Origin of the sequence: Ascidiimonas meishanensis, assembly GCF_037782385.1 — a bacterium.
Classification (GTDB): Bacteria; Bacteroidota; Bacteroidia; order Flavobacteriales; family Flavobacteriaceae; genus Ascidiimonas; species Ascidiimonas meishanensis.
This window is the reverse complement of the sequence record NZ_JBBEXD010000008.1, coordinates 24,509-50,046: the sequence shown is the minus strand read 5'-3', so window position 1 is coordinate 50,046 and position 25,538 is coordinate 24,509. Positions and strand designations below refer to the sequence as shown.

Annotated in this window: 39 protein-coding genes; 3 read left to right on the top strand and 36 right to left on the bottom strand. The window is 35.5% G+C overall.

The features are described from left to right. Positions 1 to 133 precede the first annotated feature (133 nt). The 3 genes from WBG07_RS14525 (at position 134) to WBG07_RS14515 (ending at position 3,126) form a co-directional block, all read left to right on the top strand. Positions 134 to 1,261 (top strand): vWA domain-containing protein, encoded by a 1,128-nt coding sequence (locus WBG07_RS14525; protein WP_340202247.1) that lies wholly within the window; start codon positions 134 to 136, stop codon positions 1,259 to 1,261. A 54-nt stretch (positions 1,262 to 1,315) separates the two neighbouring features. Next, on the top strand, positions 1,316 to 2,779 hold the full coding sequence (locus WBG07_RS14520) for an AAA family ATPase (protein ID WP_340202246.1): 1,464 nt from the start codon (positions 1,316 to 1,318) through the stop codon (positions 2,777 to 2,779). 119 nt (positions 2,780 to 2,898) lie between these two features. Continuing rightward, complete coding sequence (locus WBG07_RS14515; RefSeq protein WP_340202245.1) at positions 2,899 to 3,126, top strand: hypothetical protein; 228 nt, start codon at positions 2,899 to 2,901, stop codon at positions 3,124 to 3,126. Between the two features lie 189 nt (positions 3,127 to 3,315). Here WBG07_RS14515 and WBG07_RS14510 read toward each other — a convergent pair whose 3' ends face one another. From WBG07_RS14510 to rplW, 36 genes are all read right to left on the bottom strand, one after another. Beyond that, complete coding sequence (locus WBG07_RS14510; protein ID WP_340202244.1) at positions 3,316 to 4,566, bottom strand: sulfate adenylyltransferase subunit 1; 1,251 nt, start codon at positions 4,564 to 4,566, stop codon at positions 3,316 to 3,318. A gap of 1 nt (position 4,567) precedes the next feature. Then, a complete protein-coding gene (gene cysD / locus WBG07_RS14505) occupies positions 4,568 to 5,473 on the bottom strand; it encodes a sulfate adenylyltransferase subunit CysD (protein ID WP_340202271.1) in 906 nt (301 codons plus the stop codon). 40 nt (positions 5,474 to 5,513) lie between these two features. Continuing rightward, a complete protein-coding gene (locus WBG07_RS14500; RefSeq protein ID WP_340202243.1) occupies positions 5,514 to 6,140 on the bottom strand; it encodes a phosphoadenosine phosphosulfate reductase domain-containing protein in 627 nt (208 codons plus the stop codon). A 4-nt stretch (positions 6,141 to 6,144) separates the two neighbouring features. Beyond that, positions 6,145 to 6,381 (bottom strand): DUF2061 domain-containing protein, encoded by a 237-nt coding sequence (locus WBG07_RS14495; protein ID WP_340202242.1) that lies wholly within the window; start codon positions 6,379 to 6,381, stop codon positions 6,145 to 6,147. A 75-nt stretch (positions 6,382 to 6,456) separates the two neighbouring features. Beyond that, on the bottom strand, positions 6,457 to 6,873 hold the full coding sequence (locus WBG07_RS14490; RefSeq protein ID WP_340202241.1) for an RrF2 family transcriptional regulator: 417 nt from the start codon (positions 6,871 to 6,873) through the stop codon (positions 6,457 to 6,459). Further along, the gene (ctlX, locus tag WBG07_RS14485) at positions 6,873 to 7,811 is read right to left on the bottom strand and encodes a citrulline utilization hydrolase CtlX (protein WP_340202240.1); all 939 of its coding nucleotides are present in this window, start codon (positions 7,809 to 7,811) and stop codon (positions 6,873 to 6,875) included. The genes WBG07_RS14490 and ctlX overlap by 1 nt, the downstream gene beginning before the upstream one ends. A 344-nt stretch (positions 7,812 to 8,155) precedes the next feature. After that, positions 8,156 to 9,070 carry a dimethylarginine dimethylaminohydrolase family protein gene (locus WBG07_RS14480; protein ID WP_340202239.1) on the bottom strand — a complete coding sequence of 305 codons (915 nt, stop codon included), beginning with the start codon at positions 9,068 to 9,070 and terminating at the stop codon, positions 8,156 to 8,158. Between the two features lie 74 nt (positions 9,071 to 9,144). Next, complete coding sequence (locus WBG07_RS14475; RefSeq protein ID WP_340202238.1) at positions 9,145 to 10,428, bottom strand: citrate synthase; 1,284 nt, start codon at positions 10,426 to 10,428, stop codon at positions 9,145 to 9,147. A 304-nt stretch (positions 10,429 to 10,732) separates the two neighbouring features. Next, the gene (gene eno / locus WBG07_RS14470; protein ID WP_340202237.1) at positions 10,733 to 12,022 is read right to left on the bottom strand and encodes a phosphopyruvate hydratase; all 1,290 of its coding nucleotides are present in this window, start codon (positions 12,020 to 12,022) and stop codon (positions 10,733 to 10,735) included. Continuing rightward, complete coding sequence (carA, locus tag WBG07_RS14465) at positions 12,019 to 13,137, bottom strand: glutamine-hydrolyzing carbamoyl-phosphate synthase small subunit (protein WP_340202236.1); 1,119 nt, start codon at positions 13,135 to 13,137, stop codon at positions 12,019 to 12,021. The genes eno and carA overlap by 4 nt, the downstream gene beginning before the upstream one ends. Before the next feature lie 101 nt (positions 13,138 to 13,238). After that, a complete protein-coding gene (gene rplQ, locus WBG07_RS14460) occupies positions 13,239 to 13,745 on the bottom strand; it encodes a 50S ribosomal protein L17 (protein WP_340202235.1) in 507 nt (168 codons plus the stop codon). A 29-nt stretch (positions 13,746 to 13,774) separates the two neighbouring features. Further along, entirely contained in the window at positions 13,775 to 14,767 is a 993-nt protein-coding gene (locus WBG07_RS14455; RefSeq protein ID WP_340202234.1) for a DNA-directed RNA polymerase subunit alpha, read from the bottom strand. 21 nt (positions 14,768 to 14,788) lie between these two features. Continuing rightward, positions 14,789 to 15,394 (bottom strand): 30S ribosomal protein S4, encoded by a 606-nt coding sequence (rpsD, locus tag WBG07_RS14450; RefSeq protein ID WP_340202233.1) that lies wholly within the window; start codon positions 15,392 to 15,394, stop codon positions 14,789 to 14,791. A gap of 83 nt (positions 15,395 to 15,477) precedes the next feature. After that, entirely contained in the window at positions 15,478 to 15,870 is a 393-nt protein-coding gene (gene rpsK, locus WBG07_RS14445) for a 30S ribosomal protein S11 (protein WP_340202232.1), read from the bottom strand. Positions 15,871 to 15,881: 11 nt separating this feature from the next. Further along, positions 15,882 to 16,256: a 30S ribosomal protein S13 gene (gene rpsM, locus WBG07_RS14440; RefSeq protein ID WP_340202231.1), complete on the bottom strand. Its 375-nt coding sequence runs from the start codon at positions 16,254 to 16,256 to the stop codon at positions 15,882 to 15,884. Between the two features lie 3 nt (positions 16,257 to 16,259). Next, positions 16,260 to 16,376: a type B 50S ribosomal protein L36 gene (gene ykgO, locus WBG07_RS14435; RefSeq protein ID WP_340202230.1), complete on the bottom strand. Its 117-nt coding sequence runs from the start codon at positions 16,374 to 16,376 to the stop codon at positions 16,260 to 16,262. A gap of 15 nt (positions 16,377 to 16,391) precedes the next feature. Then, a complete protein-coding gene (gene infA / locus WBG07_RS14430) occupies positions 16,392 to 16,607 on the bottom strand; it encodes a translation initiation factor IF-1 (RefSeq protein ID WP_123216423.1) in 216 nt (71 codons plus the stop codon). Between the two features lie 3 nt (positions 16,608 to 16,610). Then, positions 16,611 to 17,957 carry a preprotein translocase subunit SecY gene (gene secY / locus WBG07_RS14425; protein ID WP_340202229.1) on the bottom strand — a complete coding sequence of 449 codons (1,347 nt, stop codon included), beginning with the start codon at positions 17,955 to 17,957 and terminating at the stop codon, positions 16,611 to 16,613. Positions 17,958 to 17,966: 9 nt separating this feature from the next. Continuing rightward, positions 17,967 to 18,419 (bottom strand): 50S ribosomal protein L15, encoded by a 453-nt coding sequence (gene rplO, locus WBG07_RS14420; RefSeq protein WP_340202228.1) that lies wholly within the window; start codon positions 18,417 to 18,419, stop codon positions 17,967 to 17,969. Between the two features lie 18 nt (positions 18,420 to 18,437). Then, positions 18,438 to 18,617 carry a 50S ribosomal protein L30 gene (gene rpmD, locus WBG07_RS14415; RefSeq protein WP_340202227.1) on the bottom strand — a complete coding sequence of 60 codons (180 nt, stop codon included), beginning with the start codon at positions 18,615 to 18,617 and terminating at the stop codon, positions 18,438 to 18,440. Positions 18,618 to 18,647: 30 nt separating this feature from the next. Further along, positions 18,648 to 19,172 carry a 30S ribosomal protein S5 gene (gene rpsE, locus WBG07_RS14410; RefSeq protein WP_340202226.1) on the bottom strand — a complete coding sequence of 175 codons (525 nt, stop codon included), beginning with the start codon at positions 19,170 to 19,172 and terminating at the stop codon, positions 18,648 to 18,650. A gap of 7 nt (positions 19,173 to 19,179) precedes the next feature. Beyond that, a complete protein-coding gene (gene rplR, locus WBG07_RS14405; RefSeq protein WP_340202225.1) occupies positions 19,180 to 19,536 on the bottom strand; it encodes a 50S ribosomal protein L18 in 357 nt (118 codons plus the stop codon). An 11-nt stretch (positions 19,537 to 19,547) separates the two neighbouring features. Continuing rightward, positions 19,548 to 20,090: a 50S ribosomal protein L6 gene (gene rplF / locus WBG07_RS14400; protein WP_340202224.1), complete on the bottom strand. Its 543-nt coding sequence runs from the start codon at positions 20,088 to 20,090 to the stop codon at positions 19,548 to 19,550. Positions 20,091 to 20,108: 18 nt separating this feature from the next. Beyond that, a complete protein-coding gene (rpsH, locus tag WBG07_RS14395; protein ID WP_340202223.1) occupies positions 20,109 to 20,507 on the bottom strand; it encodes a 30S ribosomal protein S8 in 399 nt (132 codons plus the stop codon). Between the two features lie 22 nt (positions 20,508 to 20,529). Further along, entirely contained in the window at positions 20,530 to 20,799 is a 270-nt protein-coding gene (rpsN, locus tag WBG07_RS14390) for a 30S ribosomal protein S14 (RefSeq protein ID WP_340202222.1), read from the bottom strand. 3 nt (positions 20,800 to 20,802) lie between these two features. After that, on the bottom strand, positions 20,803 to 21,354 hold the full coding sequence (gene rplE / locus WBG07_RS14385) for a 50S ribosomal protein L5 (protein WP_340202221.1): 552 nt from the start codon (positions 21,352 to 21,354) through the stop codon (positions 20,803 to 20,805). 2 nt (positions 21,355 to 21,356) lie between these two features. Beyond that, positions 21,357 to 21,671, bottom strand: coding sequence for a 50S ribosomal protein L24 (rplX, locus tag WBG07_RS14380; RefSeq protein ID WP_340202220.1), 315 nt, complete (start codon positions 21,669 to 21,671; stop codon positions 21,357 to 21,359). A gap of 12 nt (positions 21,672 to 21,683) precedes the next feature. Further along, a complete protein-coding gene (rplN, locus tag WBG07_RS14375; protein WP_340202219.1) occupies positions 21,684 to 22,052 on the bottom strand; it encodes a 50S ribosomal protein L14 in 369 nt (122 codons plus the stop codon). A 2-nt stretch (positions 22,053 to 22,054) separates the two neighbouring features. Further along, positions 22,055 to 22,312 carry a 30S ribosomal protein S17 gene (gene rpsQ, locus WBG07_RS14370; protein WP_340202218.1) on the bottom strand — a complete coding sequence of 86 codons (258 nt, stop codon included), beginning with the start codon at positions 22,310 to 22,312 and terminating at the stop codon, positions 22,055 to 22,057. 17 nt (positions 22,313 to 22,329) lie between these two features. Continuing rightward, positions 22,330 to 22,521 (bottom strand): 50S ribosomal protein L29, encoded by a 192-nt coding sequence (gene rpmC / locus WBG07_RS14365; RefSeq protein ID WP_340202217.1) that lies wholly within the window; start codon positions 22,519 to 22,521, stop codon positions 22,330 to 22,332. Positions 22,522 to 22,533: 12 nt separating this feature from the next. Further along, on the bottom strand, positions 22,534 to 22,953 hold the full coding sequence (gene rplP / locus WBG07_RS14360; protein WP_340202216.1) for a 50S ribosomal protein L16: 420 nt from the start codon (positions 22,951 to 22,953) through the stop codon (positions 22,534 to 22,536). 19 nt (positions 22,954 to 22,972) lie between these two features. Further along, positions 22,973 to 23,692, bottom strand: a complete 720-nt coding sequence (rpsC, locus tag WBG07_RS14355; protein ID WP_340202215.1) for a 30S ribosomal protein S3 — start codon at positions 23,690 to 23,692, stop codon at positions 22,973 to 22,975. A gap of 8 nt (positions 23,693 to 23,700) precedes the next feature. Next, on the bottom strand, positions 23,701 to 24,108 hold the full coding sequence (rplV, locus tag WBG07_RS14350) for a 50S ribosomal protein L22 (protein ID WP_340202214.1): 408 nt from the start codon (positions 24,106 to 24,108) through the stop codon (positions 23,701 to 23,703). Between the two features lie 9 nt (positions 24,109 to 24,117). Continuing rightward, the gene (rpsS, locus tag WBG07_RS14345) at positions 24,118 to 24,396 is read right to left on the bottom strand and encodes a 30S ribosomal protein S19 (protein WP_340202213.1); all 279 of its coding nucleotides are present in this window, start codon (positions 24,394 to 24,396) and stop codon (positions 24,118 to 24,120) included. A 12-nt stretch (positions 24,397 to 24,408) separates the two neighbouring features. Then, positions 24,409 to 25,233, bottom strand: a complete 825-nt coding sequence (rplB, locus tag WBG07_RS14340; protein ID WP_340202212.1) for a 50S ribosomal protein L2 — start codon at positions 25,231 to 25,233, stop codon at positions 24,409 to 24,411. Positions 25,234 to 25,246: 13 nt separating this feature from the next. Then, on the bottom strand, positions 25,247 to 25,537 hold the full coding sequence (gene rplW, locus WBG07_RS14335) for a 50S ribosomal protein L23 (protein WP_340202211.1): 291 nt from the start codon (positions 25,535 to 25,537) through the stop codon (positions 25,247 to 25,249). Position 25,538: the final 1 nt, after the last annotated feature.

Sequence of the window (25,538 nt, the reverse complement as noted above, 5' to 3'; positions counted from 1 at the left end):
TAAATGTTCTACTCATCCTTCCTTAGGGTTTTACATTAAATTACAAATAACATAAAAAATTAACAAAATTTTTATGTTATTATAGCTAAAGATTCGCCTGTTGCTATTAAAAAAAATAGTATTTTTAAATGCTATGAAAGATAAAATTTATAAGAAAGGTTTTCGGTTTGAAAGTTACGAAACACCTCATCAGGAACCTTTTGACAAACTCTTCGATATTTTTAAGGAATTGATTACCCACACCTCTGGAGATTTGGATGAAGCCTTGGATTGGTTACGGCAATTAGATACGGAATACAGCCTTACCGATGAAAATTATACAATTGATGATTTTATTGAAGATTTAAAGAAAAAAGGCTTCATAAAAGACGAGACTGACGATGAAGGCAATGGTGGCGGAATGGTTATCACTGCCAAAACTGAAAGAGCTATTAGACAACAAGCACTTGAGCAAATTTTTGGGAAATTAAAAAGAAGTGGCTCTGGAAATCATAAGACCTCTTATTCCGGAAGAGGGGATGAACATGCAGGAGAATTTAGAGAATATCGTTACGGTGATGGGTTAGAACAAATCTCTATGACAGAGAGTTTACGAAATGCCCAGGCAAACCATGGTATAGACAACTTTAAATTAACAGAAGATGACCTGGTAGTAGAAGAAACCCAGTTTAAAGCGCAAATGAGTACGGTGCTCATGATTGATATAAGCCATAGCATGATACTCTATGGAGAAGACCGAATTACACCTGCTAAGAAAGTAGCGATGGCGTTAGCAGAACTTATTACCACTCGTTATCCCAAAGATACACTGGACATTCTTGTTTTTGGTAATGATGCCTGGCCAATTGCTATTAAAGATTTACCCTATCTACAGGTAGGCCCTTATCATACCAATACAGTTGCCGGATTGCAATTAGCTATGGATATGTTAAGGCGTAAAAGAAACACAAATAAACAGATTTTTATGATTACTGACGGGAAGCCCAGTTGCGTAATTGAAAAAGATGGAAGCTATTATATGAATAGTGCAGGATTGGATAATTACATTGTAGACAAATGCTACAATATGGCAAGACAAGCCAGAAAACTTCATATTCCTATTACCACCTTCATGATTGCTCAAGATTCATATCTCAAACATTTTGTAGAGCAATTTACAAAAGCCAATCAAGGTAAAGCCTTTTACACTGGTTTGCGGGGTTTAGGTGAAATGATTTTTGAAGATTACGAGCAAAATCGCAAAAAAAGAATCAAAGGTTAATTCCTACAAAGCATAACTAACATAATTAATTTCAAGTACCAGATTATTAGTTCTATGAATCATACTGAGATCAAAACATTAGGTGAACTTAAAAAAAGTGGATACCAAAGCATTTCCATAAAAGAAGAACTCCGAAGCAATCTTCGCAAAAAACTAAGTAACGGTGAACATATTTTTGAAGGAGTTCATGGATATGAAAATACTGTAATTCCAGAATTGGAACGAGCGATTCTTTCCAAACACAATATAAATTTATTGGGGCTTAGAGGTCAGGCTAAAACCAGACTAGCAAGGCTTATGACCAATCTTTTAGACGAATGGATTCCGGTAATAGGAGGTTCTGAGATTAATGATGACCCCCTAAAACCCTTGTCTCGTTATGCCCAAATGCTAATCAAAGAAAAGGGAGATAATACCCCCATTACTTGGTTGCATAGAAGTGAACGGTTTTTTGAAAAGCTCGCTACACCAGATGTTACTGTTGCCGATTTAATAGGAGACGTAGATCCTATTAAAGCTGCCAATTTAAAATTATCCTATGCAGATGATCGTGTAATTCACTTTGGTATGATCCCCAGAGCAAATCGTTGCATATTTGTAATTAATGAGTTACCAGATCTTCAAGCAAGAATACAGGTAGCGTTATTCAATATTTTGCAGGAAGGTGATGTTCAAATTAGAGGTTTTAAAGTAAGACTTGCATTAGACATGCAATTTATATTTACAGCAAATCCAGAAGATTATACCAATAGAGGTAGTATTGTAACTCCCTTGAAAGACCGTATTGGTTCTCAAATATTAACGCATTATCCGGAGACAATTGAGATTGCTAAAACAATTACACATCAAGAAGCAAAAATCAGTAAAGAGCAAAAGCAAGCTATTTATGTACCTTCTCTTGCCAAAGATTTACTGGAGCAAATTAGTTTTGAAGCTAGAGAAAGTGAATATATTGATGAAAAAAGTGGAATTAGTGCTCGTTTGAGCATTACCGCTTTTGAAAATTTAATGAGTACCGCAGAAAGAAGACTTCTCACTTCGGGAGCTTCTGAAACTTCGGTACGTTTTAGTGATTTTATGGGAGTAATCCCTGCCATCACAGGTAAGGTAGAATTGGTGTATGAAGGAGAACAAGAGGGCGCCGCTTATGTAGCACAAACTCTTATTGAGGGAGCTACTAAAACACTCTTTCCAAACTATTTCCCAACTATTGAAAAGCTGGAAAGGCCAGAAGACGAAACTCCTTATAAAGAACTAGTAGAGTGGTTTTTTGATGCTGGAGCTGTAGACATGCAAGATGATCTTTCGGATGAATCTTATAAAGAACAATTAGATGCTATAAAGCCCTTAAAAAAGCTAATAGGTCAATACCAGCCAGATGCTCGCCCACAAGATCGTTACTTTTTGATGGAGTTTTTACTTTGGGGCTTGGTTTGCTTTAATAAATTAAGCAAACGTAGATTTGAAGAAGGATATCAATTTAAAGATATATACGGTAATTATATCAGTGGATTATAGCCTAGATTACAGAAAAATCAGATAAAACTTTCTAGAAATTCATGAAATTAGACTTATAGTATGACGTTTTAACCTAAATAATAATTACTTTTAATTGCATAAAATTAAAATGTATACAAATGAAGAAGAAGAAAATTTCAAGCAAGTTAAATCTTAACAAAAAGTCAATTAGCAATCTAAGCAATCAAATCGTTGGTGGTGGATGGTCTGACGGTTGCACTGATGGCTGCACTCCTGCTCAATCTTATGGAAATTGCACAAATGCTAATTGTTCAAATGATTGCACAGGCGGCGCCAGTTGGCATGAACTATGTACGCAACAAACTGAAGATCAATTCATGCCATAGTGACAAAACTAACAGAACAACAGATCTAAAACGAAATTAATATTGATAGCAAAATAAAGCTTTTGAAACTTTCCATAAAAAGCTTTCTCTAATAGCAATAAATAATTTCAAAACCGTAAAACGCTTGTCAAAATATTAAATCTTTGACAAGCGTTTTTAATTTGAGTAAAATTATGATCTTGTTTATAATCAACTACTCACAAAACCTAACGCACAGGTATTATTAGTTCTTGAATCTATTAAAATAAACACACCATTTGCTTTATTTTTAGCATAGGAATCTAGAAAAAGTGGTTGCGCCAATTTGATTTCTACTGCTCCTATATCATTTAGAACCAACTTAGAGCTATCCAATTTGAGGGTAGGGTTTTCTGGTGGTATTAAATAATTAATTTGTTGTAGTTTACATTGATTTAGTCTACTACCTGCCTGAATTAAATATCGGTTTCCAAGTCTTCCCTCATCTTCATCTAACCAAACTAATGTAGCATTTAAACTTTTGGTGCTATCTGGTTCTTCGTCTGTTTTCACGAACAAAGATCCTCTACTAGCATCTACTTCCCTGTCTAAGCTCAAAATCAATGAATCTCCAGCTATAGCTTTTTCCAAAACATCCTCGTATTTTCTTATCTCCTTAACGATAGCAGTTTTTTGAGATGGTAAAACGGTTAATTGGTCTCCAACTGATACCGACCCGCTGTTAATTTTACCACTAAAACCACGAAAATCTGTGAACTGTTCGTTTTGAACGTGTAAAACCTGTTGTACATCCATTCTAAAATCTGGAGCAGAATTGATTGCTGGTGGAATTTCATGCAGTACCTGATTAAGGGTTTTCCCCTGATACCAGGAAGAGGTATTACCCGAACGGTGCACTACATTATCTCCTTTTAAAGAACTTATAGGAATAATTTCTACTTCGGGGTTACTATGCTCAGAAGAGTCTACCATTTGCTTCACATCTGCAGCAATTTTAAGAAATACATCTTCGCTATAATCTACCAAATCCATTTTATTGATACAGAAAATAACCTTATCTAGTCTTAATAATTGACTTATAAAGAAATGTCTATAACTCTGTTCTAGTAATCCTTTGCGAGCATCAATTAAAATTATGGAAACCTCTGCATTAGATGCACCTGTAACCATATTTCTTGTATACTCTACATGTCCTGGACTATCTGCAATAATAAACTTTCGTTTTTCTGTAGAAAAATAAATATGAGCTACATCAATGGTGATACCCTGCTCACGTTCTGCGATTAAACCATCTGTAATAACAGAAAAATCTAGATCGCTTAATCCTTTTTCTATGGTTTTTTGTTCAATTAATGCCTCTTGTTCTTTGGTAAGTGCATTATTATCATGTAATAGTCTACCAATGAGAGTACTCTTCCCATCATCAACACTTCCTGCGGTACTTATTCTTAATAATTCCATTCTAAAAATATCCTCCTTTCTTACGTTGCTCTAGAGCTGATTCACTTCTTTGATCATCAATTCGAGCTCCACGCTCTGAATGTTTTGACGCCTTATTTTCATTTAAAACACTTTCCACCGTATTGGCGCTAGAAAGCAATGCTGCCGTACAGGTCATATCCCCTACGGTTCTAAATCTTACTTTTTCAAAAACTATTTCATCAGAATCTACAATATTTAAGAATGGGGAATGTGCTAAATAAGAACCATCCCTCTTCACTAACTTACGATCATGCGCAAAATAAATATTTGGTAATTCTAACTTTTCTTGTAAAATATAGGTCCAGATATCTTCTTCTGTCCAGTTACTAATTGGAAAAGCCCTGACATTTTCTCCAAAATTAATTTTACCATTAAGAATTTGAAATGGTTCTGGGCGTTGTTTCTTTGCATCCCATTGTCCAAAATCATCCCTTACTGAGAAAATACGCTCCTTTGCTCTACTTTTTTCTTCATCTCTTCTTGCTCCTCCCAGACAAGCATCAAAACCAAATTCTTCAATCCCATCCAATAATGTAACTGTTTGCAAAGAATTACGACTTGCATACTTTCCTGTTTCTTCTTTCGCTTTTTTGGCATCAATAGAGTCTTGTACATACCGAACAATTAACTCTACTCCCAAATCTTGAATGTATTGATCTCTAAATGCTATCGTTTCAGGAAAATTATGCCCTGTATCCACGTGCATAAAAGTAAATGGTATCTTGGCTGGATAAAATGCTTTTCTTGCCAAATGAGCAAGTGTAATTGAATCTTTGCCGCCTGAAAACAATAATACAGGCTTATCAAACTGTGCAGCTACTTCTCTTATAATGTAGATACTTTCGTCTTCAAGTGTCTGTAGGTGAGTCTTTGTCATGTTTTCTATAATTTTTTTATACACCTTTTATGTATAAGTATCATTAATCCTATTTAGTTTCTGATGTTGCAAGGTGCAAACCGCATTCACGATTTGAAAGCACCTTGGTGGGATCAAAATATTTGAATTCGTTCTCTAATTTATTTTTTTCTAAATACACATCTAATTGTTCATCTGTCCAATGAAAAAACGGACTCACCTTAAGTACTCCATCTGCACCTTGTGAAATAATATCTAAAGAGTCTCTAAAAGCGGTCTGCCCTTTTCTTAAGTTGGTAAACCAAACATCTGGTTTATGCACCGCCATAGCTCTTTGAAAAGGCTCTAACTTTACATCATATGTGAATTGATTGTGTTCTGGAGTATCTACCTGTGGAATTCCCACAAGTGCATCTCTATAGGCAGAAGTCTGTTTAGGAACATATAAATCAACTGCAAGCTTTAATTGTTCTATCGTTCTAAAAGCATGCTTATACGTTTGAGGTGTATTATAACCTGTATCACACCAAATTACTGGAATATCATTTTTAACTGTTGCACAAACATGAAGTATTGATGCCTCATAAGGACGAAAGTTAGTAGTCACAACAGGCCTTATTGCATTCTTTAGTATTTGACTAACAATCTCAACTGGTGATTTATCTTTTAATTCTTTATTTAATATTGAAATATCCATAGTTCTATTTTTTAGTAATCTTACCCCAAACACGTTCGTGTAAGTAATACAATAGCATTTTAGAAATAACTTCTATACTTCCTATACTAAAAGCAACCTTAAGATTACCTGTAAGCAGGTAAGATATGACCATGGTATCAATGGTTCCTATTACCCTCCATGAGATGGCCTTGAGCAAAGAAACCTTATGGCTACCCGAATTCAATTTTTCCTTTTCTGCTCTAAACAAATCTATAATCATGACGTTTTAATTCGCTTTTACAATTCAAATATACTATTAGTCTATCGATTTAGTAGGATATTTTGATAATTTTTTTTAATTTTTCTTTAAAATATCTCTAATTGTCTTATTTTCATACACTTCCAAAGTTCGATCTCTTACTTCAATCATCATCTTATTAAGGATACATTCCTCCTCACTTTTACAATCATCACATTTTTCATAGTAATTCAGACTCACACAAGGTAGCATAGCAATAGGACCTTCCAAGACACGGTAAACAGATGCTATAGTCATTTGTTCTGGTTCTTTCAACAAATAATATCCACCTCCTTTACCCATTTTAGACCCTAAAAAACCATTCTTTTTTAATTGAAGTAGGATTGCTTCTAAAAATTTTTTAGAAATATTTTCGTTTTCGGCTATCTCTGATATTAAAACAGGTGTATGAGACCCCTTCTCTGCCAAGTAGGCTAATGCTTTAATACCGTACTTTGTTTTCTTTGAGAGCATTATTTTTTTGTTTTAGGTAAAAACACTTCTGCCATCATACATCTTGCACTACCACCTCCGCATGTTTCAATAGTATGTAAATTACTAAATAAAATTTCTCCATGTTTTTCAAGCTGATTGACTTGGATGGGTTTTAGGCTTTTGTATGCAGCCTCACTCATTACAATATACCGCTTATTCTCATTATTGACAAGTTGAAGCATATTACCTGCAAAATTATGCATTTGCTTTTCAGAAATTTCAATGATTTCTTTGCCATTTTCTTTTAAATGAGCAATTACGCTTTTTCTTTCTTTCTTATCATCAATAGATGCAAGACAAATTACGCAAAAATTTTCTCCAAGGCACATCATGACATTGGTATGATAAATAGGTAAACGTGTGCCGTTTACAGTTTGATTTGCCGTGAAAATGACTGGTGAACATTCAAAATCTTCACAAAATTCAATAACCAGACCTTCGTCTGCTCTTGATGACAACGCACAATACACTTTATTATTTACACGATCTAATAACAAACTGCCAGTACCTTCTAAAAATATATCTTCTGCTTCTGCACTTGTATAATCTACCACATGGTTTATCTGGAAACCATTCTCTTCAAGAATATCTAAAATATCTTCCCTTCTTTCCTTCCTTCTATTTTCTGCAAACATGGGATACATGACTACCGTTCCATTAGCGTGATTAGATATCCAGTTATTAGGAAATATAGAGTCTGGAGTGTCTGACTCCTTTCTATCATCTACCACAATAACATTTATTCCACAAGATCTTAATTTAGACACGAATGCATCAAACTCTTCCTGAGCCTTTAAATTGATTTCTTTGTTTTTGAGATCTAAATCTTCCTGAAAATAGTTATTAACAGCAGTTTGCTCATTCATCCTAAAGTTCACAGGACGAACCATCAGAATTGTATTGGTAATCTGAGTCATTTATTGGTATATATTAAAAATGAAGGTTTGGCTTGTAAAATTACTAATTAAAAAGCATTTGACTTTTAAATAATATAAAATTTAAATACAGAAGATCATTTTTAGTGATCTCCATTCTTTTGTAGCACATTTAGTTTTCGTTATTCAAATACTTCTCATAAGACAAGAAACATAAAGATCAATTAATGAATACTTCAAAAAAATATGACATTTTACATTCAAAAAGTTATGATCTAAGTATGTGCTTTTATTGTAATCAAGATATAAAAGCTACTATTTATAGAATATTGTTATAATCAAGTCAGGTTGAGACATTTTTATTTAAACACGATGATAAATAAGGTTTAGTCCCTTATTAAAGGCATGGTAGAACATCTTAAAAGCCCTTCCTGTTTTGCTATTTCTGCGTACGGAATTTCTTCTACAATAAAACCCTCACTACGAAGCCAATTATTTAATCTAGTGAAATTTCGTTCTGAAACTACTACATCTGGTGCTATTGAAAAAACATTGGAAAACATAAGATACATCTCATCTCTTGTAATCTGAAAAAGGTTTTCTTTTCCAAAAAGATCGAGAAGATATTTATAATCGTTCGCGTTTCTAAACCCACCTTCATAAATAATTCCTTTGTTTTCTCCTACAGGTTGAAAACAACAATCTAAATGCAAAGCATTATCTCTAGCTTCTGTTTTTGATTTAACCAAATCAAACTCTTTAACGGTTTTATGGGGAAACAATTCTTTCAGAAAATCTACTCCATACATATTAGTTCTGGCTGTAATATGATCTGCATAATCTTGTCCTTTATAAGTACCTACCAAAATATGATCCTTCCATAACATTACATCTCCACCCTCAACATGCACTTTTTCCGGAGGTTTTATTATTTTATCAGGGGCAATCTGATCAATTACATAACTAACCGCTTCCAATTCCCGTTCTCTGTCTGGAAGAATATTAGATTTTATAAAAAGATCCTCAATTACAAATGCAATATCCCTAGCAAAGATTTGATTACAATTTTCAATAATTTGAGGCCTAAACACCTCTACATTGTATTTTTCAAAAACTGCATTAAATGCATCCATTTCCAGTGTCATATCTTTCTCAACCGGATAGGTACCTGCTAAAATATACTCTAAAGACTTTGGGTCATACGCTTCTTCTGGAGTTGGTGTGGGGCCATTGTTAACCGCAGTACCCAAAACTACTGCTCTTAATCTAGAGACTTCATCTTGAACGTTTAGTTGTAACATAAACTTGTGATCTTATAAGATTGTAAAAAGCAGCCAATAGGCCGCTTTTAGTAAATAATGAAATTTATAAAAATTTATCTTTTATGTAGTTCTTTGAATGCTCTTTGTGTATGACCATTGTATACCTGTCTTGGTCTTCCAATAGGCTCGTTATTTAAACGCATTTCCCTCCATTGAGCTATCCAACCTGGCAAACGCCCTAAAGCAAACATTACGGTAAACATATCGGTTGGAATCCCTAATGCACGATAGATAATACCCGAATAAAAGTCAACATTGGGGTATAACTTTCTATCTACAAAATAAGAATCTTCCAAGGCCTCTTTTTCTAAACCTTTTGCAATTTCCAAAATAGGATCCTGAACCCCCAGATCGCTGAGAACTTCATCTGCTGCTTTTTTTATAATTTTTGCACGAGGATCAAAATTTTTATACACACGATGACCAAAGCCCATTAAACGAAATGGATCTTCTTTGTCTTTAGCTTTTGCCATGTATTTTTTGGTATCACCACCATCTTCTTTTATGGCTTCTAACATCTCAATAACTGCCTGATTAGCGCCACCGTGCAACGGGCCCCATAACGCAGAAATACCAGATGAAAGTGAAGCAAATAATCCTGCATGTGAAGATCCTACGATTCGAACCGTAGAAGTGGAACAATTCTGCTCATGATCTGCATGAAGAATTAATAACTTGTCTAGGGCTTCAATAACTATGGGGTTTCTTTTGTATTCTTCGTTAGGTTTTTTGAACATCATTTTCACAATATTCTCTACATAACCTAAAGAATTATCACCATAATCTAATGGTAAGCCTTCCTTTTTACGCAAGGTCCAAGCTACTAGCACAGGAAACTTGCCTAAAATCCGAACGATTGCTTTATACATAGCTTCCTCAGAAGAAACATTTACAAAAGAAGGACTAAAAGCAATTAGTGCACTTGTTAATGAAGAGAGTACACCCATAGGATGTGCTGATTTTGGAAAGCCGTCTAAAATCTTTTTAATATCTTCATCTACTCTTGATTGTTCTTTTATATCCGTATCAAATTTTTGAAGCTGTTCTTTGTTTGGTAATTCCCCAAAAATCAAAAGATAAATAACTTCTAAAAAATCTGCTTTTTCTGCTAATTCCTCAATGGAGTAGCCTCTATACCTAAGAATTCCTTTCTCGCCGTCCAAGAAAGTAATTTCACTAATACATGATCCAGTATTTTTGTAACCTGGATCAATGGTTATCATTCCTGTTGAAGCACGTAATGTTTTAATATCAATCGCCAGCTCATCTTCTGTTCCTTTAACCACTGGAAATTCATATCTATTTCCATCATATTCTAGTATAGCTTTATCGGACATATATATGTTTCTTTTTAAATTATTTCTGAGTGTTGCGAAATTAAGGAATAAAGTGTTAAAATAGGGTTAAGCCTACATCTTTTTTACTTAAAAACAGGAAGTGATTGCCAAAATATATAGCTAGGTTAAAAAAGAATTGATCTTATACTTAGTGTCTTTATAAACCAAATACAAACGGAGTTGAGAGTAGTTATTTCAGAGTCAATTATTCCATCCTAACAGCGTCTTCAAATTGCAATAGCATTGTTTAAAAGAAAAAACCGCCTTTATTAAAAAGACGGCTATTTTAATACCTATTATTTCTTTATTTCAACTTAAATGCTTTCTCTTTTGGATAATAAGCTACCGGGCCTAGTTGCTCCTCTATTCTCAAAAGTTGATTATACTTAGCCATACGATCTGATCTAGAAGCAGAACCTGTCTTAATTTGTCCTGTGTTTAAGGCTACTGCTAAATCTGCTATGGTATTATCTTCTGTTTCACCAGATCGGTGAGACATTACAGAGGTGTATCCGGCATTATGAGCCATATTGACGGCTGCAATAGTTTCTGTCAAAGTTCCAATCTGATTTACTTTGATAAGAATAGAGTTTGCTATATTTCCCTCAATACCTCTTGATAGACGTTCTACATTTGTCACAAAAAGATCATCTCCGACTAATTGTACCTTATCTCCAATTTTATCGGTAAGAACTTTCCAACCATTCCAGTCGTTCTCATCCATTCCATCTTCAATGGAAATAATAGGATATTTAGATGCTAAATCTGCCAAGTATTGCGCTTGCTCATCAGAAGTTCTAATTGCACCTTTATCACCCTCAAACTTAGTATAGTCATATTTCCCATCAACATAGAATTCAGCAGCGGCACAATCTAAAGCAATCATAACTTCATCTCCGGCTTTATAACCTGCTTTTTCAATAGATTTGATAATGGTATCAAGAGCATCTTCGGTACCATCTAAGGTAGGAGCAAAACCACCCTCATCACCAACAGCAGTACTTAGTCCGCGATCGTGTAACACCTTTTTTAGGTTGTGAAAAATTTCTGTTCCCATCTGCATGGCGTGCGTAAAGTTTTTAGCTTTTACGGGCATCACCATAAATTCTTGAAATGCAATAGGTGCATCAGAATGAGAACCTCCATTAATGATGTTCATCATAGGAACTGGAAGTGTATTAGCACTTACCCCACCTACATATCTATATAAAGGTAAACCCATTTCATGAGCTGCAGCTTTAGCTACTGCCAATGAAACTCCAAGAATAGCATTGGCACCTAAATTAGATTTATTAGGAGTTCCATCCAAATCAATCATGGTTTGATCAATAAAGTTTTGTTCAAATACAGATAATCCTACTATTTCCTCTGCTATAATAGTATTTACATTTTCTATTGCTTTAGACACGCCTTTTCCCATATAGGAATTACCACCGTCTCTCAATTCTACTGCTTCGTGCTCTCCAGTGGAAGCACCAGAAGGGACAGCGGCTCTTCCAATTGTTCCTGTTTCTGTGATTACATCTACTTCTACTGTAGGATTTCCTCTTGAATCCAGAATTTGTCTGGCATGAACACTTAATATGATACTCATATGGTTTGTAATTTATGTTTTTTTATGTTATTAATAAATTCGTCAAAAAGGTAGGAAGCATCGTGCGGTCCTGGGCTTGCTTCGGGATGATATTGTACAGAAAAACAGTTTTTATTTTTTATACGAATTCCTGCAACTGTATGATCATTTAGATGCACATGAGTAATCTCTATATCTGGATTGCTCTCAGTTTCTTCACGATTAATGGCAAAGCCGTGATTTTGGGAAGTTATTTCTCCTTTTCCTGTTAATAAATTTTTAACTGGATGGTTAATTCCTCTATGTCCATTATGCATTTTATAGGTAGATACACCATTAGCTAGTGCAATTAACTGATGTCCCAGACATATTCCGAATAAAGGTAAATCTTTTTCTAGTATTTCTTTTGCAACTTTTTGTGCTTCTATTAAAGGAGCCGGATCTCCAGGACCATTAGATAGGAAATAACCATCTGGCTGCCAAGCACTCATTTCTTCAAATGTACTGTTATATGGAAACACTTTAATATAAGCATCTCTTTTTGCTAGATTACGAAGAATATTCTTCTTGATTCCAATATCTAACGCGGCAATCTTATAGGATGCATGTTCATCTCCAAAAAAATAGGGTTCTTTTGTAGAGACTTTAGAAGCCAATTCTAATCCGTTCATATCAGGAATAGACTCTAACCTCTTTTTTAATCCTTCTATATCATTTACTTCTGTAGAAATTACTGCGTTCATCGCTCCATGATCTCTTATATAGCTTACTAATGCTCTGGTATCTACATCTGAAATAGCCATCAAATTATTTTCGTTAAAAAATTCCAAGAGACTATTATCTGCTCCGTATCTGGAATGATTATAACTGAAGTTTTTGCATACTAACCCAGATATTTTAATACTATCAGACTCCATTTCGTCTTCTCTCACGCCATAATTTCCTATATGCGCATTGGTGGCTACCATAATTTGTCCAAAATAGGAAGGATCTGTAAATATTTCCTGATAACCAGTCATACCGGTATTAAAACAAATTTCTCCAAAAACTGTGCCTTCATTTCCCACAGTTTTACCGTGAAAAATCATACCGTCTGCCAGCAAAATAACTGCTTTTTTTCTTGATTGATACTTCATAAAATCCTGAGCTCTTTTAAAAGGTTTCACAAAATAACATAAAAAAAAGGATAAACTGAAAAGTTTATCCTTTGTGATATGTAATTATATAGTTAACATTATTACTCTTCTGTAGAAGCTTCATTTTCATCTGCTTTTGGAGCCTCTGAAACCGCTGGTTGTGCTTCAGCAACAGCTTCATCTTTTTTCCTACCTCTACTTCTTCTGGTAGATTTTTGTTTGACTTCTTTCTTACCAGTATTGTAGATTTCATTATAGTCAACAAGCTCTATTAATGCCATTTCCGCATTATCACCTAACCTATTACCCAGTTTAATGATTCTTGTATATCCACCCGGTCTGTCTCCAACTTTCGCCGCTACGTCTCTAAAGAGCTCTGCTACCGCATATTTATTGCGCAAATAACTAAAAACAATTCTTCTGTTATGCGTAGAATCTTCTTTAGACTTTGTAACTAAAGGTTCAACAAACTGTTTTAAAGCTTTGGCTTTAGCAACTGTTGTATTTATTCTTTTATGTTCAATAAGTGAGCAAGCCATATTCGCAAGCATTGCTTTTCTGTGCGCCGACTTTCTACCTAAGTGATTATTTTTTTTTCCGTGTCTCATTTTTCTTCGTATTCAACTCGTAACTAGAGTTAGTCTTTATCTAATTTATACTTGGATAAATCCATTCCAAAACTAAGCCCTTTCACATTTACCAACTCTTCAAGTTCTGTCAACGATTTTTTACCAAAATTTCTAAACTTCATCAAATCGTTTTTATTGAAAGATACAAGGTCTCCTAAAGTATCTACTTCTGCGGCTTTAAGACAATTTAATGCTCTTACGGATAAATCCATATCAACCAATTTGGTTTTAAGCAATTGTCTCATATGCAGTGATTCTTCATCATAGGTCTCCGTTTGAGCTATCTCATCTGCTTCCAGAGTAATTCTTTCATCTGAGAATAACATGAAATGATGTATCAGTGTCTTAGCAGCCTCGGTCAACGCATCTTTAGGATGTATTGAACCATCTGATATAATTTCAAAAACTAATTTTTCGTAATCAGTTTTTTGTTCTACACGATAGTTCTCGATACTATACTTTACATTTTTAATAGGTGTAAAGATTGCATCCGTTGCAATTGTACCTAATGGTGCGTTAGATTTTCTATTTTCTTCAGCAGGTACATATCCTCTACCCTTCTCAATGGAAATTTCCATATTGATACTAACACCAGGTTCCATATTACCAATAACAAGGTCTGGATTAAGCACTTGAAATCCAGAAATAAACTTCTGGAAATCACCCGCTGTTAGTTGTTCTTTTCCGGTAACAGAAATAGATACCGTTTCATTATCGATATCTTCTATTTGTCTCTTGAAACGAACTTGCTTAAGATTAAGAATTATTTCCGTCACGTCTTCTACAACACCAGGTATTGTAGAGAATTCGTGTTCTACTTTATCTATTCTTACCGATGTGATAGCGAACCCTTCCAAAGAAGAAAGAAGTACTCTACGTAACGCGTTACCAACGGTCAATCCATATCCTGGTTCTAAAGGGCGAAACTCGAATTTCCCTTCAAAATCGGACGAATCGATCATTATAACTTTATCGGGCTTTTGAAAATTAAATATTGCCATAATAGGACTGCTGTCTGATTATTATTTAGAGTATAACTCGACTATTAGTTGTTCTTTGATATTTTCAGGAATCTGAAGTCTTTCAGGAATGGTCACAAAAGTACCTTCCAATTTCTCCGTATTCCATGTGATCCATTCGTAAACACTGCTATTTCCAGCCAGTGAGTCTTCAATAATCTGTAGGGATTTTGATTTCTCTCGAACTCCTACGACGTCTCCTACTTTTAAAGAATAAGAAGGGATGTTAACAATTTCTCCATTCACTGTAATGTGCCTGTGAGAAACCAATTGTCTAGCACCTCTTCTAGAAGGGGCAACACCCATACGATAAACCACATTATCTAAGCGTGATTCGCATAATTGAAGAAGCACTTCACCAGTAACTCCTTTACTTCTATTTGCTCTTTCAAATAAGTTTCTGAACTGACGCTCAAGAATACCATAGGTATACTTCGCTTTTTGCTTTTCCATTAACTGGACAGCATATTCAGATTTTTTCCCTCTCCTACGATTATTACCGTGTTGACCGGGAGGATAATTTCTTTTTTCAAATGATTTGTCATCACCAAAAATAGCTTCACCGAACTTTCGGGCTATTTTTGTTTTTGGACCTGTATATCTTGCCATTTTATAAAATTGAATCGGGTTGATTATGAATTAAGGCTTTCCTTCGATAATCTTCGATAACCCTGTTATACATAAAAAATTGATTAAACTCTTCTTCTTTTTGGAGGTCTACATCCGTTATGTGGTAATGGAGTCACATCTATTATCTCTGTAACTTCTATACCTGCATTGTGTATAGATCTAATTGCAGATTCTCTTCCATTTCCAGGTCCTTTTACGTACACCTTTACTTTTCGAAGTCCTGCTTCCTGAGCTGTTTTTACCGCATCTTCAGCAGCTACCTGTGCCGCGTACGGAGTATTCTTTTTTGAACCTCTGAAGCCCATTTTACCCGCCGAAGACCAGGATACCACATCTCCTTTTTTATTGGTAAGTGATATTATGATATTGTTAAAAGTAGCAGAAATATGTGCTTCTCCAACAGATTCAACAATCACCTTACGCTTTTTGGAAGTTTTAGTATTTGACTTTGCCATATTACTATTTATTATTTAGTTGCTTTCTTCTTGTTAGCAACCGTTTTTCTCTTACCTTTTCTTGTTCTGGAGTTATTTTTGGTACGCTGACCTCTTAAAGGAAGACCAGATCTATGACGAATACCTCTATAACATCCTATATCCATTAATCGCTTAATGTTTAGCTGAATTTCAGAACGCAATTCTCCTTCAATTTTAAAAGAAGAGACTGCATCACGAATGCGACCTATCTCGTCGTCATTCCAATCTGAAACTTTTTTATCTTCACTTACCTGAGCAATTTCTAAAATTTTTTTAGATCTACTTCTACCTATTCCAAATATATAAGTTAACGAAATAACTCCTCTTTTGTGTTTTGGTATGTCTACCCCTGCGATTCTTGCCATAACTTAACCTTGTCTTTGTTTAAATCTAGGATTCTTTTTGTTGATTACGTATAATCTACCTTTTCTTCGTACAATCTTGCACTCGGAACTTCTCTTTTTTACTGATGCTCTAACTTTCATCTGATTTATTATACTTTAATATCTATATGTAATTCTAGCTTTTGATAAATCGTATGGACTCATTTCAAGTTTGACCTTGTCGCCCGGTAACAATTTAATATAGTGCATTCTCATTTTTCCTGATATATGAGCTGTCACTACATGTCCATTTTCTAATTCTACACGAAACATAGCATTTGATAATGCTTCTATAATTGTTCCGTCTTGTTCTATTGCTGCTTGTTTTGCCATAAATTATGCAACTACTTTTCTATTTTTACCTGTTTTCATTAAACCATCATAATGTCTATTCAACAGATATGAATTTACTTGTTGAACGGTATCTATTGCAACTCCAACCATAATAAGCAATGAGGTACCTCCATAAAATAAGGCCCATCCTTGTTGTATTCCCACAATTTTAACAACCACGGCTGGTAATACAGCGATTAAAGCTAAAAACAAAGAACCGGGAAATGTTATCAGAGACATTATTTTATCTAAATAATCTGAAGTTTCTTTACCTGGTCTAATACCTGGTATAAAACCACCACTTCTTTTTAAATCATCTGCCATTTTATTTGTTGGAACCGTAATAGCTGTATAAAAATATGTGAATATGATAATCAACAAAGCAAAAACGATGTTATACCACAATCCAAAGATATCTCCAAAAGCAGCTTGAATAGACTGCGCTGTTTCCGACTCTGATAGACTTGCAAGTGCACTTGGAACAAACATAATTGCTTGCGCAAATATGATAGGCATTACACCTGATGCATTCAATTTCAAAGGAATGTATTGTCTAGAACCAAAAATATTCTTTTCATAACCACCAGAAGCAGTTCTTCTAGCATATTGTACTGGAATCTGTCTAGTAGCCATCACTAACATAACGCAAGCCAAAATAACAACAAACCAAATAATAACTTCTATGAGAATGAGCATTAGTCCTCCATTGTTTTCTGATACCCTTGAAACAAATTCTTGAGCAAAAGACACGGGCAATGTTGCTATTATACCTACCATGATTAGTAGAGAAATACCATTACCAATACCCTTATCTGTTATCTTTTCGCCTAACCACATTGCAAAAATAGTTCCAGTTACAAGAATTAAAACTGCAGGTACAATAAAATTAAGTTCTCTTCCGTAAACAAAAGCATCTGGTGGAACACCCAATGCCTCTAATCCGTAAAGATAAGCCGGAGCTTGAACCAAACAAATTGCTATTGTCAACCATCTAGTGATCTGGTTAATTGTTTTTCTTCCACTTTCTCCTTCCTTTTGTAACTTTTGAAGATATGGTATTGCAATTCCCATAAGCTGCACGACAATAGAGGCCGATATATAAGGCATAATACCCAAAGCAAAAACTGAAGCATTCGCAAAAGCACCACCTGTAAAAGCATTTAATATACCTAAAAGACCACCACCATCTGTTTTACTTGTAAGCTCAGAGAGCGCTAATGAATCAATACCGGGAAGTACAACATGCGCACCAAAACGATACACAAGTAAAAGACCTAAAGTAACTAAAATTCGCCCCTTAAGTTCTTCTATTTTCCAAATATTGGAGAGTGTTTCAATAAAGTTCTTCATTCTATTTACTTATAAAGTTACTGCTTCACCACCTGCTGCTTCGATAGCCGCTTTAGCACTGGCAGTAAATTTATGAACTGATACTTTAAGCTTTGCCTTTAGCTCTCCTCCACCTAAAATTTTAACAAGGTCATTTTTACCAACAAGACCATGATCTATCAGAATTTGCAAATCCAAAACATCTTTAACAACACCCTTATCAACCAGTTCTTGAAGTTTATTCAAATTAACCCCTTGATATTCCTTACGGTTAATGTTTTTAAAACCAAACTTAGGAACTCGTCTTTGAAGTGGCATCTGTCCACCTTCAAAACCTATTTTCTTAGAATAACCTGAACGAGATTTTGCACCTTTGTGGCCTCGGGTTGCAGTTCCACCTTTTCCAGAACCTTGACCTCTACCAACTCTCTTACCATCTTTATGTACTGAACCTTCTGCAGGTTTTAAATTACTTAAATTCATGACCAAAAATTTCTTTTCTTAAGCTTCTTCAACAGAAACTAAGTGTTTTATTTTATTTACCATACCAATAATTGGCGCAGTAGCTTCATGCTCTACGCTGTGACCTATTTTTCTAAGTCCTAACGCTTCGAGGGTTCTTTTTTGGTCCTCGGGACGTTTGATATTACTTTTTACTTGCGTAATTTTTATCTTTCCCATTATACTAATTTATCAACAGTAATTGTACACTTACCCTTTAAAAACTTTTTCCAAAGATATTCCTCTTTGCGCTGCAATTGTTCTTGCATCTCTAAGACGCAACAATGCATCAAAAGTAGCTTTTACAACATTATGTGGGTTGGAAGAACCTTGAGATTTAGAAAGTACATCGTGTACACCAACTGCTTCTAATACTGCTCTAACCGCACCACCTGCAATAACTCCTGTACCCTGTGAAGCTGGTTGAATATAAACCCTTGCTCCTCCGTATTTACCTTTTTGATCATGAGGCACTGTACCTTTAACAAGAGGTATTCTTACTAAATTTTTCTTTGCGTCTTCTACTGCTTTGGAAATAGCATCTGCTACTTCTTTAGATTTTCCCAAACCATGACCTACGACTCCATTCTCGTCGCCTACCACAACAATAGCAGAGAATCCAAAAGCTCTACCACCCTTGGTTACTTTAGTAACTCTTTGCACTCCTACCAAACGGTCTTTCAATTCCAGTCCACTAGGCTTTACAAGCTCTACGTTTTTATAATTTTGATACATATCTTAATTAGAATTTAAGTCCGCCTTCTCTAGCGCCTTCTGCTAATGATTTAACTCTCCCGTGATATAAATAACCTCCACGATCAAAAGAAATATTTTCTATTCCTGATTTTAGTGCTTTCGCAGCAACAGATTTACCAACCAAAGCAGCTAATTCTGTTTTTGTGCCTTTTTTACCACTAATATCTTTGTCTCTGGACGACGATGCTACTAGTGTTTTACCAGTTGTATCATCTACTATTTGAGCGTATATCTCGTTATTACTTCTAAAAACAGCTAATCTAGGTTTTTCGGAAGTTCCGTTTATCACCTTTCTTATTCTGCTTTTAATACGCTGTCTTCTTTCAGTCTTTGATAATCCCATTTTGCTAATTATTAAGCTGATTTACCTGCTTTTCTTCTAAGCTGTTCACCTACAAATTTGATCCCTTTTCCTTTATAAGGCTCTGGCTTACGGAATGAACGAATTTTTGCCGCTACATGTCCTATCAGTTGTTTGTCGTATGAACTTAACTTAATTATTGGATTTTTACCTTTTTCAGATATAGTTTCCACTTTTACCTCTGGTGCCAATTCAAATACAATATTGTGTGAAAAACCAAGTGCCAAATCTAATTTCTGACCCTGACTACTTGCACGGTAACCCACACCTACTAATTCTAATTGCTCAGTAAATCCTTCAGAAACTCCAATGATCATATTGTTAATTAATGAACGATATAAGCCATGTTTAGCCTTTTGTCCCTTTGAACTGTTGGTTGTTTCTAAAGTGATTTCGCCGTCTTCTTGTTTCACGACAATTTCCTTTATTTCCTGAGATAATTCACCAAGCTTTCCTTTCACGTGTACAACCCCATCTTTAATGGTTACTGCAACGCCTTCTCGAACACTTATTGGACTTTTACCTATTCTTGACATTTCTTTTGTCTTTAATATTTAGTAAACGTAACATAAAACTTCACCACCCACATTCTCATGTTGCGCTTGCTTACTTGTCATTACTCCATGAGAAGTTGAAACAATTGCAATACCCAAACCATTGAGAATTCGAGGAAGACTGTCAGCACCCGAATACTTTCTTAGACCAGGCTTACTGATCCGCTGTATCTTTCTGATAACAGGTTCTTTGGTGAATTTATCATACTTAAGTGCTATCTTTATAACACCTTGCACTACATTATCTTCAAACTTATAACTAAGAATGTAACCTTGATCGAATAAGATCTTAGTAATTTCTTTTTTAAGCTTAGAAGCAGGTATCTCTACCACTCTGTGCCCTGCACTGTTAGCGTTTCTTATTCTTGTTAAATAATCTGCTATAGGATCTGTATACATCTTAATATATCCTTTAATTCTATTACCAACTTGCTTTTTTAACTCCCGGAATAAGGCCTTGATTGGCCATTTCCCGAAAAGTTACCCTAGAAATACCAAACGTACGCATATATCCTTTAGGTCTACCCGTAAGCTTACATCTATTGTGCAATCTCACAGGAGAAGCATTTTTAGGCAGCTTTTGTAAAGCCTCATAATCTCCAGCTTCTTTCAAGGCCTTACGTTTTTCAGCATACTTATCTACCAGCTTTTGTCTTTTTACCTCACGGGCTTTCATTGATTCTTTAGCCATACTTTAATTCTTTTTAAAGGGTAATCCTAATTCGCTTAATAGTGATTTTGCTTCCTTATCTGTCTTTGCAGAAGTTACAAAACTAATATCCATACCTGAAATTTTATTTACTTTATCAATATCAATTTCAGGAAAAATTATCTGCTCTGTTACACCTAGATTGTAATTACCTCTACCATCAAAACCAGTAGCTCTAATCCCATTAAAATCTCTAACCCTAGGCAATGCTGAAGTAATAAGTCTATCTAAAAACTCGTACATACGCTCTCCACGTAACGTTACTTTAGCACCAATTGGCATACCCTTACGAAGCTTAAAAGATGCTACATCTTTTTTAGATATAGTAGAAACAGCCTTCTGACCAGAAATCTTAGTAAGTTCATCTACTGCGTAATCAATAAGTTTCTTATCGGCTACGGCGGCACCAACCCCACGGCTAATTACTATTTTTTCTAACTTAGGTACTTGCATAACGTTTGTATAACCAAACTCTTCCGTAAGAGCCGATGATACTCTATCGCTATATTCTTGCTTTAATCTTGGAATGTAAGCCATAACTAAATTACTTCATTTGATTTTTTAGAGATTCTTACTTTTTTACCATCTCTTTCTTCTATACCTACTCTTGTAGTTTCACCTGATTTAGGATCTATTAAAGAAAGATTTGAAATATGAAGAGGAGCCTCTTTTTTAACAATACCTCCTTGAGGATTTTGAGCACTAGGCTTCATGTGTTTTGAAACCATGTTTACTCCCTCCACAATTGCCTTATTTTTTTCACGATCTACCTTTAAAACCTTACCTTCAGTACCTTTATGGTCTCCAGCAATAACTTTAACAGTATCTCCTGATTTTATCTTTAGCTTTATCATCTTTAACTTGTATTAAAGCACCTCTGGTGCTAATGATACGATCTTCATAAATTGCTTATCACGAAGTTCTCTCGCCACCGGACCGAAAACACGAGTACCTCTCATTTCTCCGGTTGGATTCAAAAGAACACAAGCATTATCGTCAAAGCGAATATAAGAACCATCTGGTCTTCTCACCTCTTTTCTGGTACGAACAACTACAGCTGTAGAAACCTGCCCCTTTTTAACACTACCATTAGGAGTGGCATCTTTTACTGTGACAACAATTTTATCACCTACAGAAGCATATCTTCTTTTTGTACCTCCTAATACACGGATTGTCAAAACTTCTTTTGCTCCGGTATTGTCTGCTACTCTTAATCTAGATTCTTGTTGTACCATAATTACTTAGCTCTTTCAATGATTTCAACCAATCTCCAACATTTGCTTTTACTCAAAGGTCTTGTTTCCATGATCTTTACAGTATCACCAATATTGCAGTCGTTCTTTTCGTCGTGTGCAACATATTTCTTTGTTTTCAACACAAACTTACCGTACATAGGATGTTTTACTCTTTTCACCTCTGAAACCACTATTGATTTCTCCATTCGGTTACTAGTAACTACCCCTATTCTCTCTTTTCTTAAATTTCTTTTTTCCATCTTTAAGCAGAATCGAATTATTGTAATTCTCTTTTAGTGAGCTCTGTTGCCAATCTTGCTACCGTTCTTCTTGCTTTGCGCAATTGAAGTGGATTCTCAAGAGGAGTTATGGCATGAGCCATTTTTAAATCTGCATAACTCTTTTTGGATTCACCAAGCTTTTCCTGCAACTCAGTTATTGATAGTTCTCTTACTTCTGACTGTCTCATAAACTAATACTATTAGGCAACGTAATCACGTGCAATAACAAACTTGGTTTTTACAGGAAGTTTTTGCGCCGCAAGGCGTAATGCTTCTTTGGCGACATCCATAGGAACACCACCCACTTCAAACATTATTCTTCCTGGTTTAACAACGGCGGCCCAATATTCTGGCGCTCCCTTACCTTTACCCATTCGTACTTCAAGAGGCTTTTTTGTAATTGGCTTGTCTGGAAAAATTTTAATCCATAACTGACCTTCTCTTTTCATAAAACGAGTAGCGGCAACACGAGCAGCTTCTATTTGACGTGATGTTATAAATGATGAATCCAACGATTTTATGCCAAACATACCATTTGAAAGTTGAAATCCTCTCTGAGAATTCCCTTTCATACGGCCTTTCTGCATTTTTCGATATTTGGTTCTTTTTGGCTGTAACATTTTTCTTTACTTTAAAAAATTACTTTCTACGACGAGCTCCTTTTTTTGGACCGGATCCAGCACCTTTACCACCTTGTTTTTTGGACATTCCAACTAAGGGTGATAATTCTCTTTTTCCATAAACTTCGCCTTTCATAATCCATACTTTTATCCCTAATCTTCCATAAGTAGTATGCGCTTCCACTAGTGCGTAATCAATATCAGCTCTAAAAGTTGATAATGGAATTCTACCGTCTTTGTAAGACTCGGAACGTGCCATTTCAGCACCATTCAAACGCCCGGATATCATCACTTTAATACCCTCACAATTCATCCTCATTGCAGCTGAAATAGCCATTTTTATTGCCCGGCGATATGAAATTCTACTTTCTATCTGGCGCGCAATACTTGCAGCAACAAGATTTGCATCTAATTCTGGTCGTTTGATTTCAAAAATATTGATTTGAACCTCCTTATCGGTAATCTTCTTTAACTCTTCCTTTAGCCTGTCTACCTCCTGACCGCCTTTACCAATAATAATACCGGGTCTTGCAGTGGTGATAGTAACGGTTACAAGCTTAAGGGTTCGCTCTATAATTACCCTTGAAACACTCGCTTTAGAGAGACGCGCGTGAACATATTTTCTTATCTTATCGTCTTCGGCAAGCTTATCGCCGTAATCGTTACCTCCGTACCAATTGGACTCCCATCCTCTAATGATACCTAAGCGATTTCCGATTGGATTTGTTTTTTGTCCCATGTTCTCTCCTAACTTTGTGTATTATTACTAGCTCCTAAAATCAATGTAACATGATTGGAACGCTTTCTAATTCTATGTGCTCTACCTTGAGGTGCTGGACGCAGACGTTTCAGCATAGAGCCTCCATCTACCTTAATCTCTTTAATAAAAAGATTAGCCTCTTCTACATTAGCATCTTCATTCTTCGCTTGCCAATTAGCAATTGCGGAAAGCAACAGCTTTTCAATGCGTCGAGATGCTTCTTTAGAATTAAACTTTAGTATAGCAAGTGCTTTTTCTACCTTTTCACCACGAACTAAATCCGCCACTAGACGCATTTTTCTAGGTGAGGTAGGGCAGTTATTTAACTTTGCAAAAGCAAGACTTTTCTTTGCCTCTTTAATTTGCGCTGCTCTTTCTTTTTTTCGAACTCCCATAGCTACCTGTTATTTTTTTCCTTTATTTTTCGCACCTGCATGCCCTCTAAATGAACGCGTGGGTGAAAATTCTCCTAACTTATGTCCCACCATATTCTCAGTAACATATACTGGAACAAATTGGCGACCATTATGTACAGCAATTGTTTGCCCGACAAAATCTGGGGTAATCATAGATGCCCTAGACCAGGTCTTAATTACTGTCTTCTTACCAGACTCTACATTCTGTTGAATCTTTTTTTCTAAACTATAGTGAACGTAAGGTCCTTTTTTAAGTGAACGTGCCATTTCTAAATTCTTTTATTTCTTTCTACGTTCTACAATATACTTATTACTCGACTTGGTCTTCGATCTTGTTCTAAAACCTTTTGCAGGAACTCCATTTCTAGATCTAGGATGACCTCCGGAAGCTCTTCCTTCACCACCACCCATTGGATGATCTACTGGGTTCATAGCTACAGGTCTAGTTCTAGGTCTTCTACCTAACCACCTACTTCTACCCGCCTTACCAGACACAATTAATTGATGATCTGAATTAGAGACCGCCCCTATTGTAGCCAAACAATCTGACAAGATCATTCTTGTTTCACCAGATGGCAATTTGATAGTAGCATACTTCTTATCTCTTGCCATTAATTGGGCAAAAGCACCAGCTGATCTTGCCATAACGGCACCTTGACCTGGCCTTAACTCAATACAAGATATAATAGTACCCAAAGGGATATGACTAAGCGGTATTGCATTACCTATTTCAGGAGCAGCATCCACACCAGAAACCACCTTCTGACCTACTTGCAGGCCATTTTGAGCGATGATGTAATTCTTCTCTCCATCCGTATACTTTATAAGCGCAATAAAAGCTGTTCTGTTTGGATCATATTGTATAGATTCAACAGAAGCATCCACGCCTGTCTTTGATCTTTTAAAATCAATGATACGATACTTTCTCTTGTGACCCCCGCCTATGTAACGCATGGTCATTTTTCCTTGACTGTTTCTACCACCAGACCTTTTTAACGGAGTAAGTAAACTTTTCTCCGGCTTATCAGTAGTAATCGCGTCAAATCCGTTTACTACTCTAAAACGCTGTGCTGGGGTTATCGGTTTTAATTTTCTAACTGACATTATTCGTCTCTAGTTATAAATTGCTATAAAAATCAATATTTTCTCCTTCCGCAACTTGAACAATTGCTTTCTTAAAAGCATTTGTCTTGCCGTGTTGAACACCGGTTTTCGTGAAGCGGGTTTTTCTTTCAGGTCCGTAATTCATAGTTCTAACTTTCTCAACAGTTACTCCATAAGTAGCTTCAACAGCATCTTTAATTTGGAGCTTATTAGCTCTAGGATCTACTATGAAACCATAACGATTTAAACGCTCGCTTTCAGCGGTCATTTTTTCCGTTATTACTGGCTTTATTAATACATTCATG

Excerpts from the sequence above, each read along its gene's own strand:
- WBG07_RS14480 (WP_340202239.1), bottom strand. The coding sequence starts at position 9,070 with ATGTTACAACTAAACGTTCAAGATGAAGTCTCTAGATTAAGAGCAGTA.
- rplF (WP_340202224.1), bottom strand. The coding sequence starts at position 20,090 with ATGTCAAGAATAGGTAAAAGTCCAATAAGTGTTCGAGAAGGCGTTGCA.
- rpsQ (WP_340202218.1), bottom strand. The coding sequence starts at position 22,312 with ATGGAAAAAAGAAATTTAAGAAAAGAGAGAATAGGGGTAGTTACTAGT.
- WBG07_RS14515 (WP_340202245.1), top strand. The coding sequence starts at position 2,899 with ATGAAGAAGAAGAAAATTTCAAGCAAGTTAAATCTTAACAAAAAGTCA.
- eno (WP_340202237.1), bottom strand. The coding sequence starts at position 12,022 with ATGAGTATCATATTAAGTGTTCATGCCAGACAAATTCTGGATTCAAGA.
- rpsD (WP_340202233.1), bottom strand. The coding sequence starts at position 15,394 with ATGGCAAGATATACAGGTCCAAAAACAAAAATAGCCCGAAAGTTCGGT.
- WBG07_RS14525 (WP_340202247.1), top strand. The coding sequence starts at position 134 with ATGAAAGATAAAATTTATAAGAAAGGTTTTCGGTTTGAAAGTTACGAA.
- rplP (WP_340202216.1), bottom strand. The coding sequence starts at position 22,953 with ATGTTACAGCCAAAAAGAACCAAATATCGAAAAATGCAGAAAGGCCGT.
- rpsE (WP_340202226.1), bottom strand. The coding sequence starts at position 19,172 with ATGTATCAAAATTATAAAAACGTAGAGCTTGTAAAGCCTAGTGGACTG.
- rplW (WP_340202211.1), bottom strand. The coding sequence starts at position 25,537 with ATGAATGTATTAATAAAGCCAGTAATAACGGAAAAAATGACCGCTGAA.
- WBG07_RS14520 (WP_340202246.1), top strand. The coding sequence starts at position 1,316 with ATGAATCATACTGAGATCAAAACATTAGGTGAACTTAAAAAAAGTGGA.
- WBG07_RS14490 (WP_340202241.1), bottom strand. The coding sequence starts at position 6,873 with ATGCTCTCAAAGAAAACAAAGTACGGTATTAAAGCATTAGCCTACTTG.
- rpsS (WP_340202213.1), bottom strand. The coding sequence starts at position 24,396 with ATGGCACGTTCACTTAAAAAAGGACCTTACGTTCACTATAGTTTAGAA.
- rplV (WP_340202214.1), bottom strand. The coding sequence starts at position 24,108 with ATGGGAGTTCGAAAAAAAGAAAGAGCAGCGCAAATTAAAGAGGCAAAG.
- rplB (WP_340202212.1), bottom strand. The coding sequence starts at position 25,233 with ATGTCAGTTAGAAAATTAAAACCGATAACCCCAGCACAGCGTTTTAGA.
- rplQ (WP_340202235.1), bottom strand. The coding sequence starts at position 13,745 with ATGAGACACGGAAAAAAAAATAATCACTTAGGTAGAAAGTCGGCGCAC.
- carA (WP_340202236.1), bottom strand. The coding sequence starts at position 13,137 with ATGAAGTATCAATCAAGAAAAAAAGCAGTTATTTTGCTGGCAGACGGT.
- rpsC (WP_340202215.1), bottom strand. The coding sequence starts at position 23,692 with ATGGGACAAAAAACAAATCCAATCGGAAATCGCTTAGGTATCATTAGA.
- rplR (WP_340202225.1), bottom strand. The coding sequence starts at position 19,536 with ATGGGATTATCAAAGACTGAAAGAAGACAGCGTATTAAAAGCAGAATA.
- WBG07_RS14500 (WP_340202243.1), bottom strand. The coding sequence starts at position 6,140 with ATGGATATTTCAATATTAAATAAAGAATTAAAAGATAAATCACCAGTT.
- rpsK (WP_340202232.1), bottom strand. The coding sequence starts at position 15,870 with ATGGCAAAGTCAAATACTAAAACTTCCAAAAAGCGTAAGGTGATTGTT.
- rpsN (WP_340202222.1), bottom strand. The coding sequence starts at position 20,799 with ATGGCTAAAGAATCAATGAAAGCCCGTGAGGTAAAAAGACAAAAGCTG.
- WBG07_RS14475 (WP_340202238.1), bottom strand. The coding sequence starts at position 10,428 with ATGTCCGATAAAGCTATACTAGAATATGATGGAAATAGATATGAATTT.
- rpmD (WP_340202227.1), bottom strand. The coding sequence starts at position 18,617 with ATGGGAAAGATAAAAATTACGCAAGTAAAAAGTAATATCAAACGTCCC.
- rpmC (WP_340202217.1), bottom strand. The coding sequence starts at position 22,521 with ATGAGACAGTCAGAAGTAAGAGAACTATCAATAACTGAGTTGCAGGAA.
- rplN (WP_340202219.1), bottom strand. The coding sequence starts at position 22,052 with ATGGTACAACAAGAATCTAGATTAAGAGTAGCAGACAATACCGGAGCA.
- infA (WP_123216423.1), bottom strand. The coding sequence starts at position 16,607 with ATGGCAAAACAAGCAGCAATAGAACAAGACGGAACAATTATAGAAGCA.
- secY (WP_340202229.1), bottom strand. The coding sequence starts at position 17,957 with ATGAAGAACTTTATTGAAACACTCTCCAATATTTGGAAAATAGAAGAA.
- ctlX (WP_340202240.1), bottom strand. The coding sequence starts at position 7,811 with ATGACTCAGATTACCAATACAATTCTGATGGTTCGTCCTGTGAACTTT.
- rpsH (WP_340202223.1), bottom strand. The coding sequence starts at position 20,507 with ATGTATACAGATCCTATAGCAGATTATTTAACAAGAATAAGAAACGCT.
- rplO (WP_340202228.1), bottom strand. The coding sequence starts at position 18,419 with ATGAATTTAAGTAATTTAAAACCTGCAGAAGGTTCAGTACATAAAGAT.
- WBG07_RS14495 (WP_340202242.1), bottom strand. The coding sequence starts at position 6,381 with ATGATTATAGATTTGTTTAGAGCAGAAAAGGAAAAATTGAATTCGGGT.
- WBG07_RS14455 (WP_340202234.1), bottom strand. The coding sequence starts at position 14,767 with ATGGCAATATTTAATTTTCAAAAGCCCGATAAAGTTATAATGATCGAT.
- rplX (WP_340202220.1), bottom strand. The coding sequence starts at position 21,671 with ATGATAAAGCTAAAGATAAAATCAGGAGATACTGTTAAAGTTATTGCT.
- ykgO (WP_340202230.1), bottom strand. The coding sequence starts at position 16,376 with ATGAAAGTTAGAGCATCAGTAAAAAAGAGAAGTTCCGAGTGCAAGATT.
- rpsM (WP_340202231.1), bottom strand. The coding sequence starts at position 16,256 with ATGGCAAGAATCGCAGGGGTAGACATACCAAAACACAAAAGAGGAGTT.
- rplE (WP_340202221.1), bottom strand. The coding sequence starts at position 21,354 with ATGGCTTACATTCCAAGATTAAAGCAAGAATATAGCGATAGAGTATCA.
- WBG07_RS14510 (WP_340202244.1), bottom strand. The coding sequence starts at position 4,566 with ATGGAATTATTAAGAATAAGTACCGCAGGAAGTGTTGATGATGGGAAG.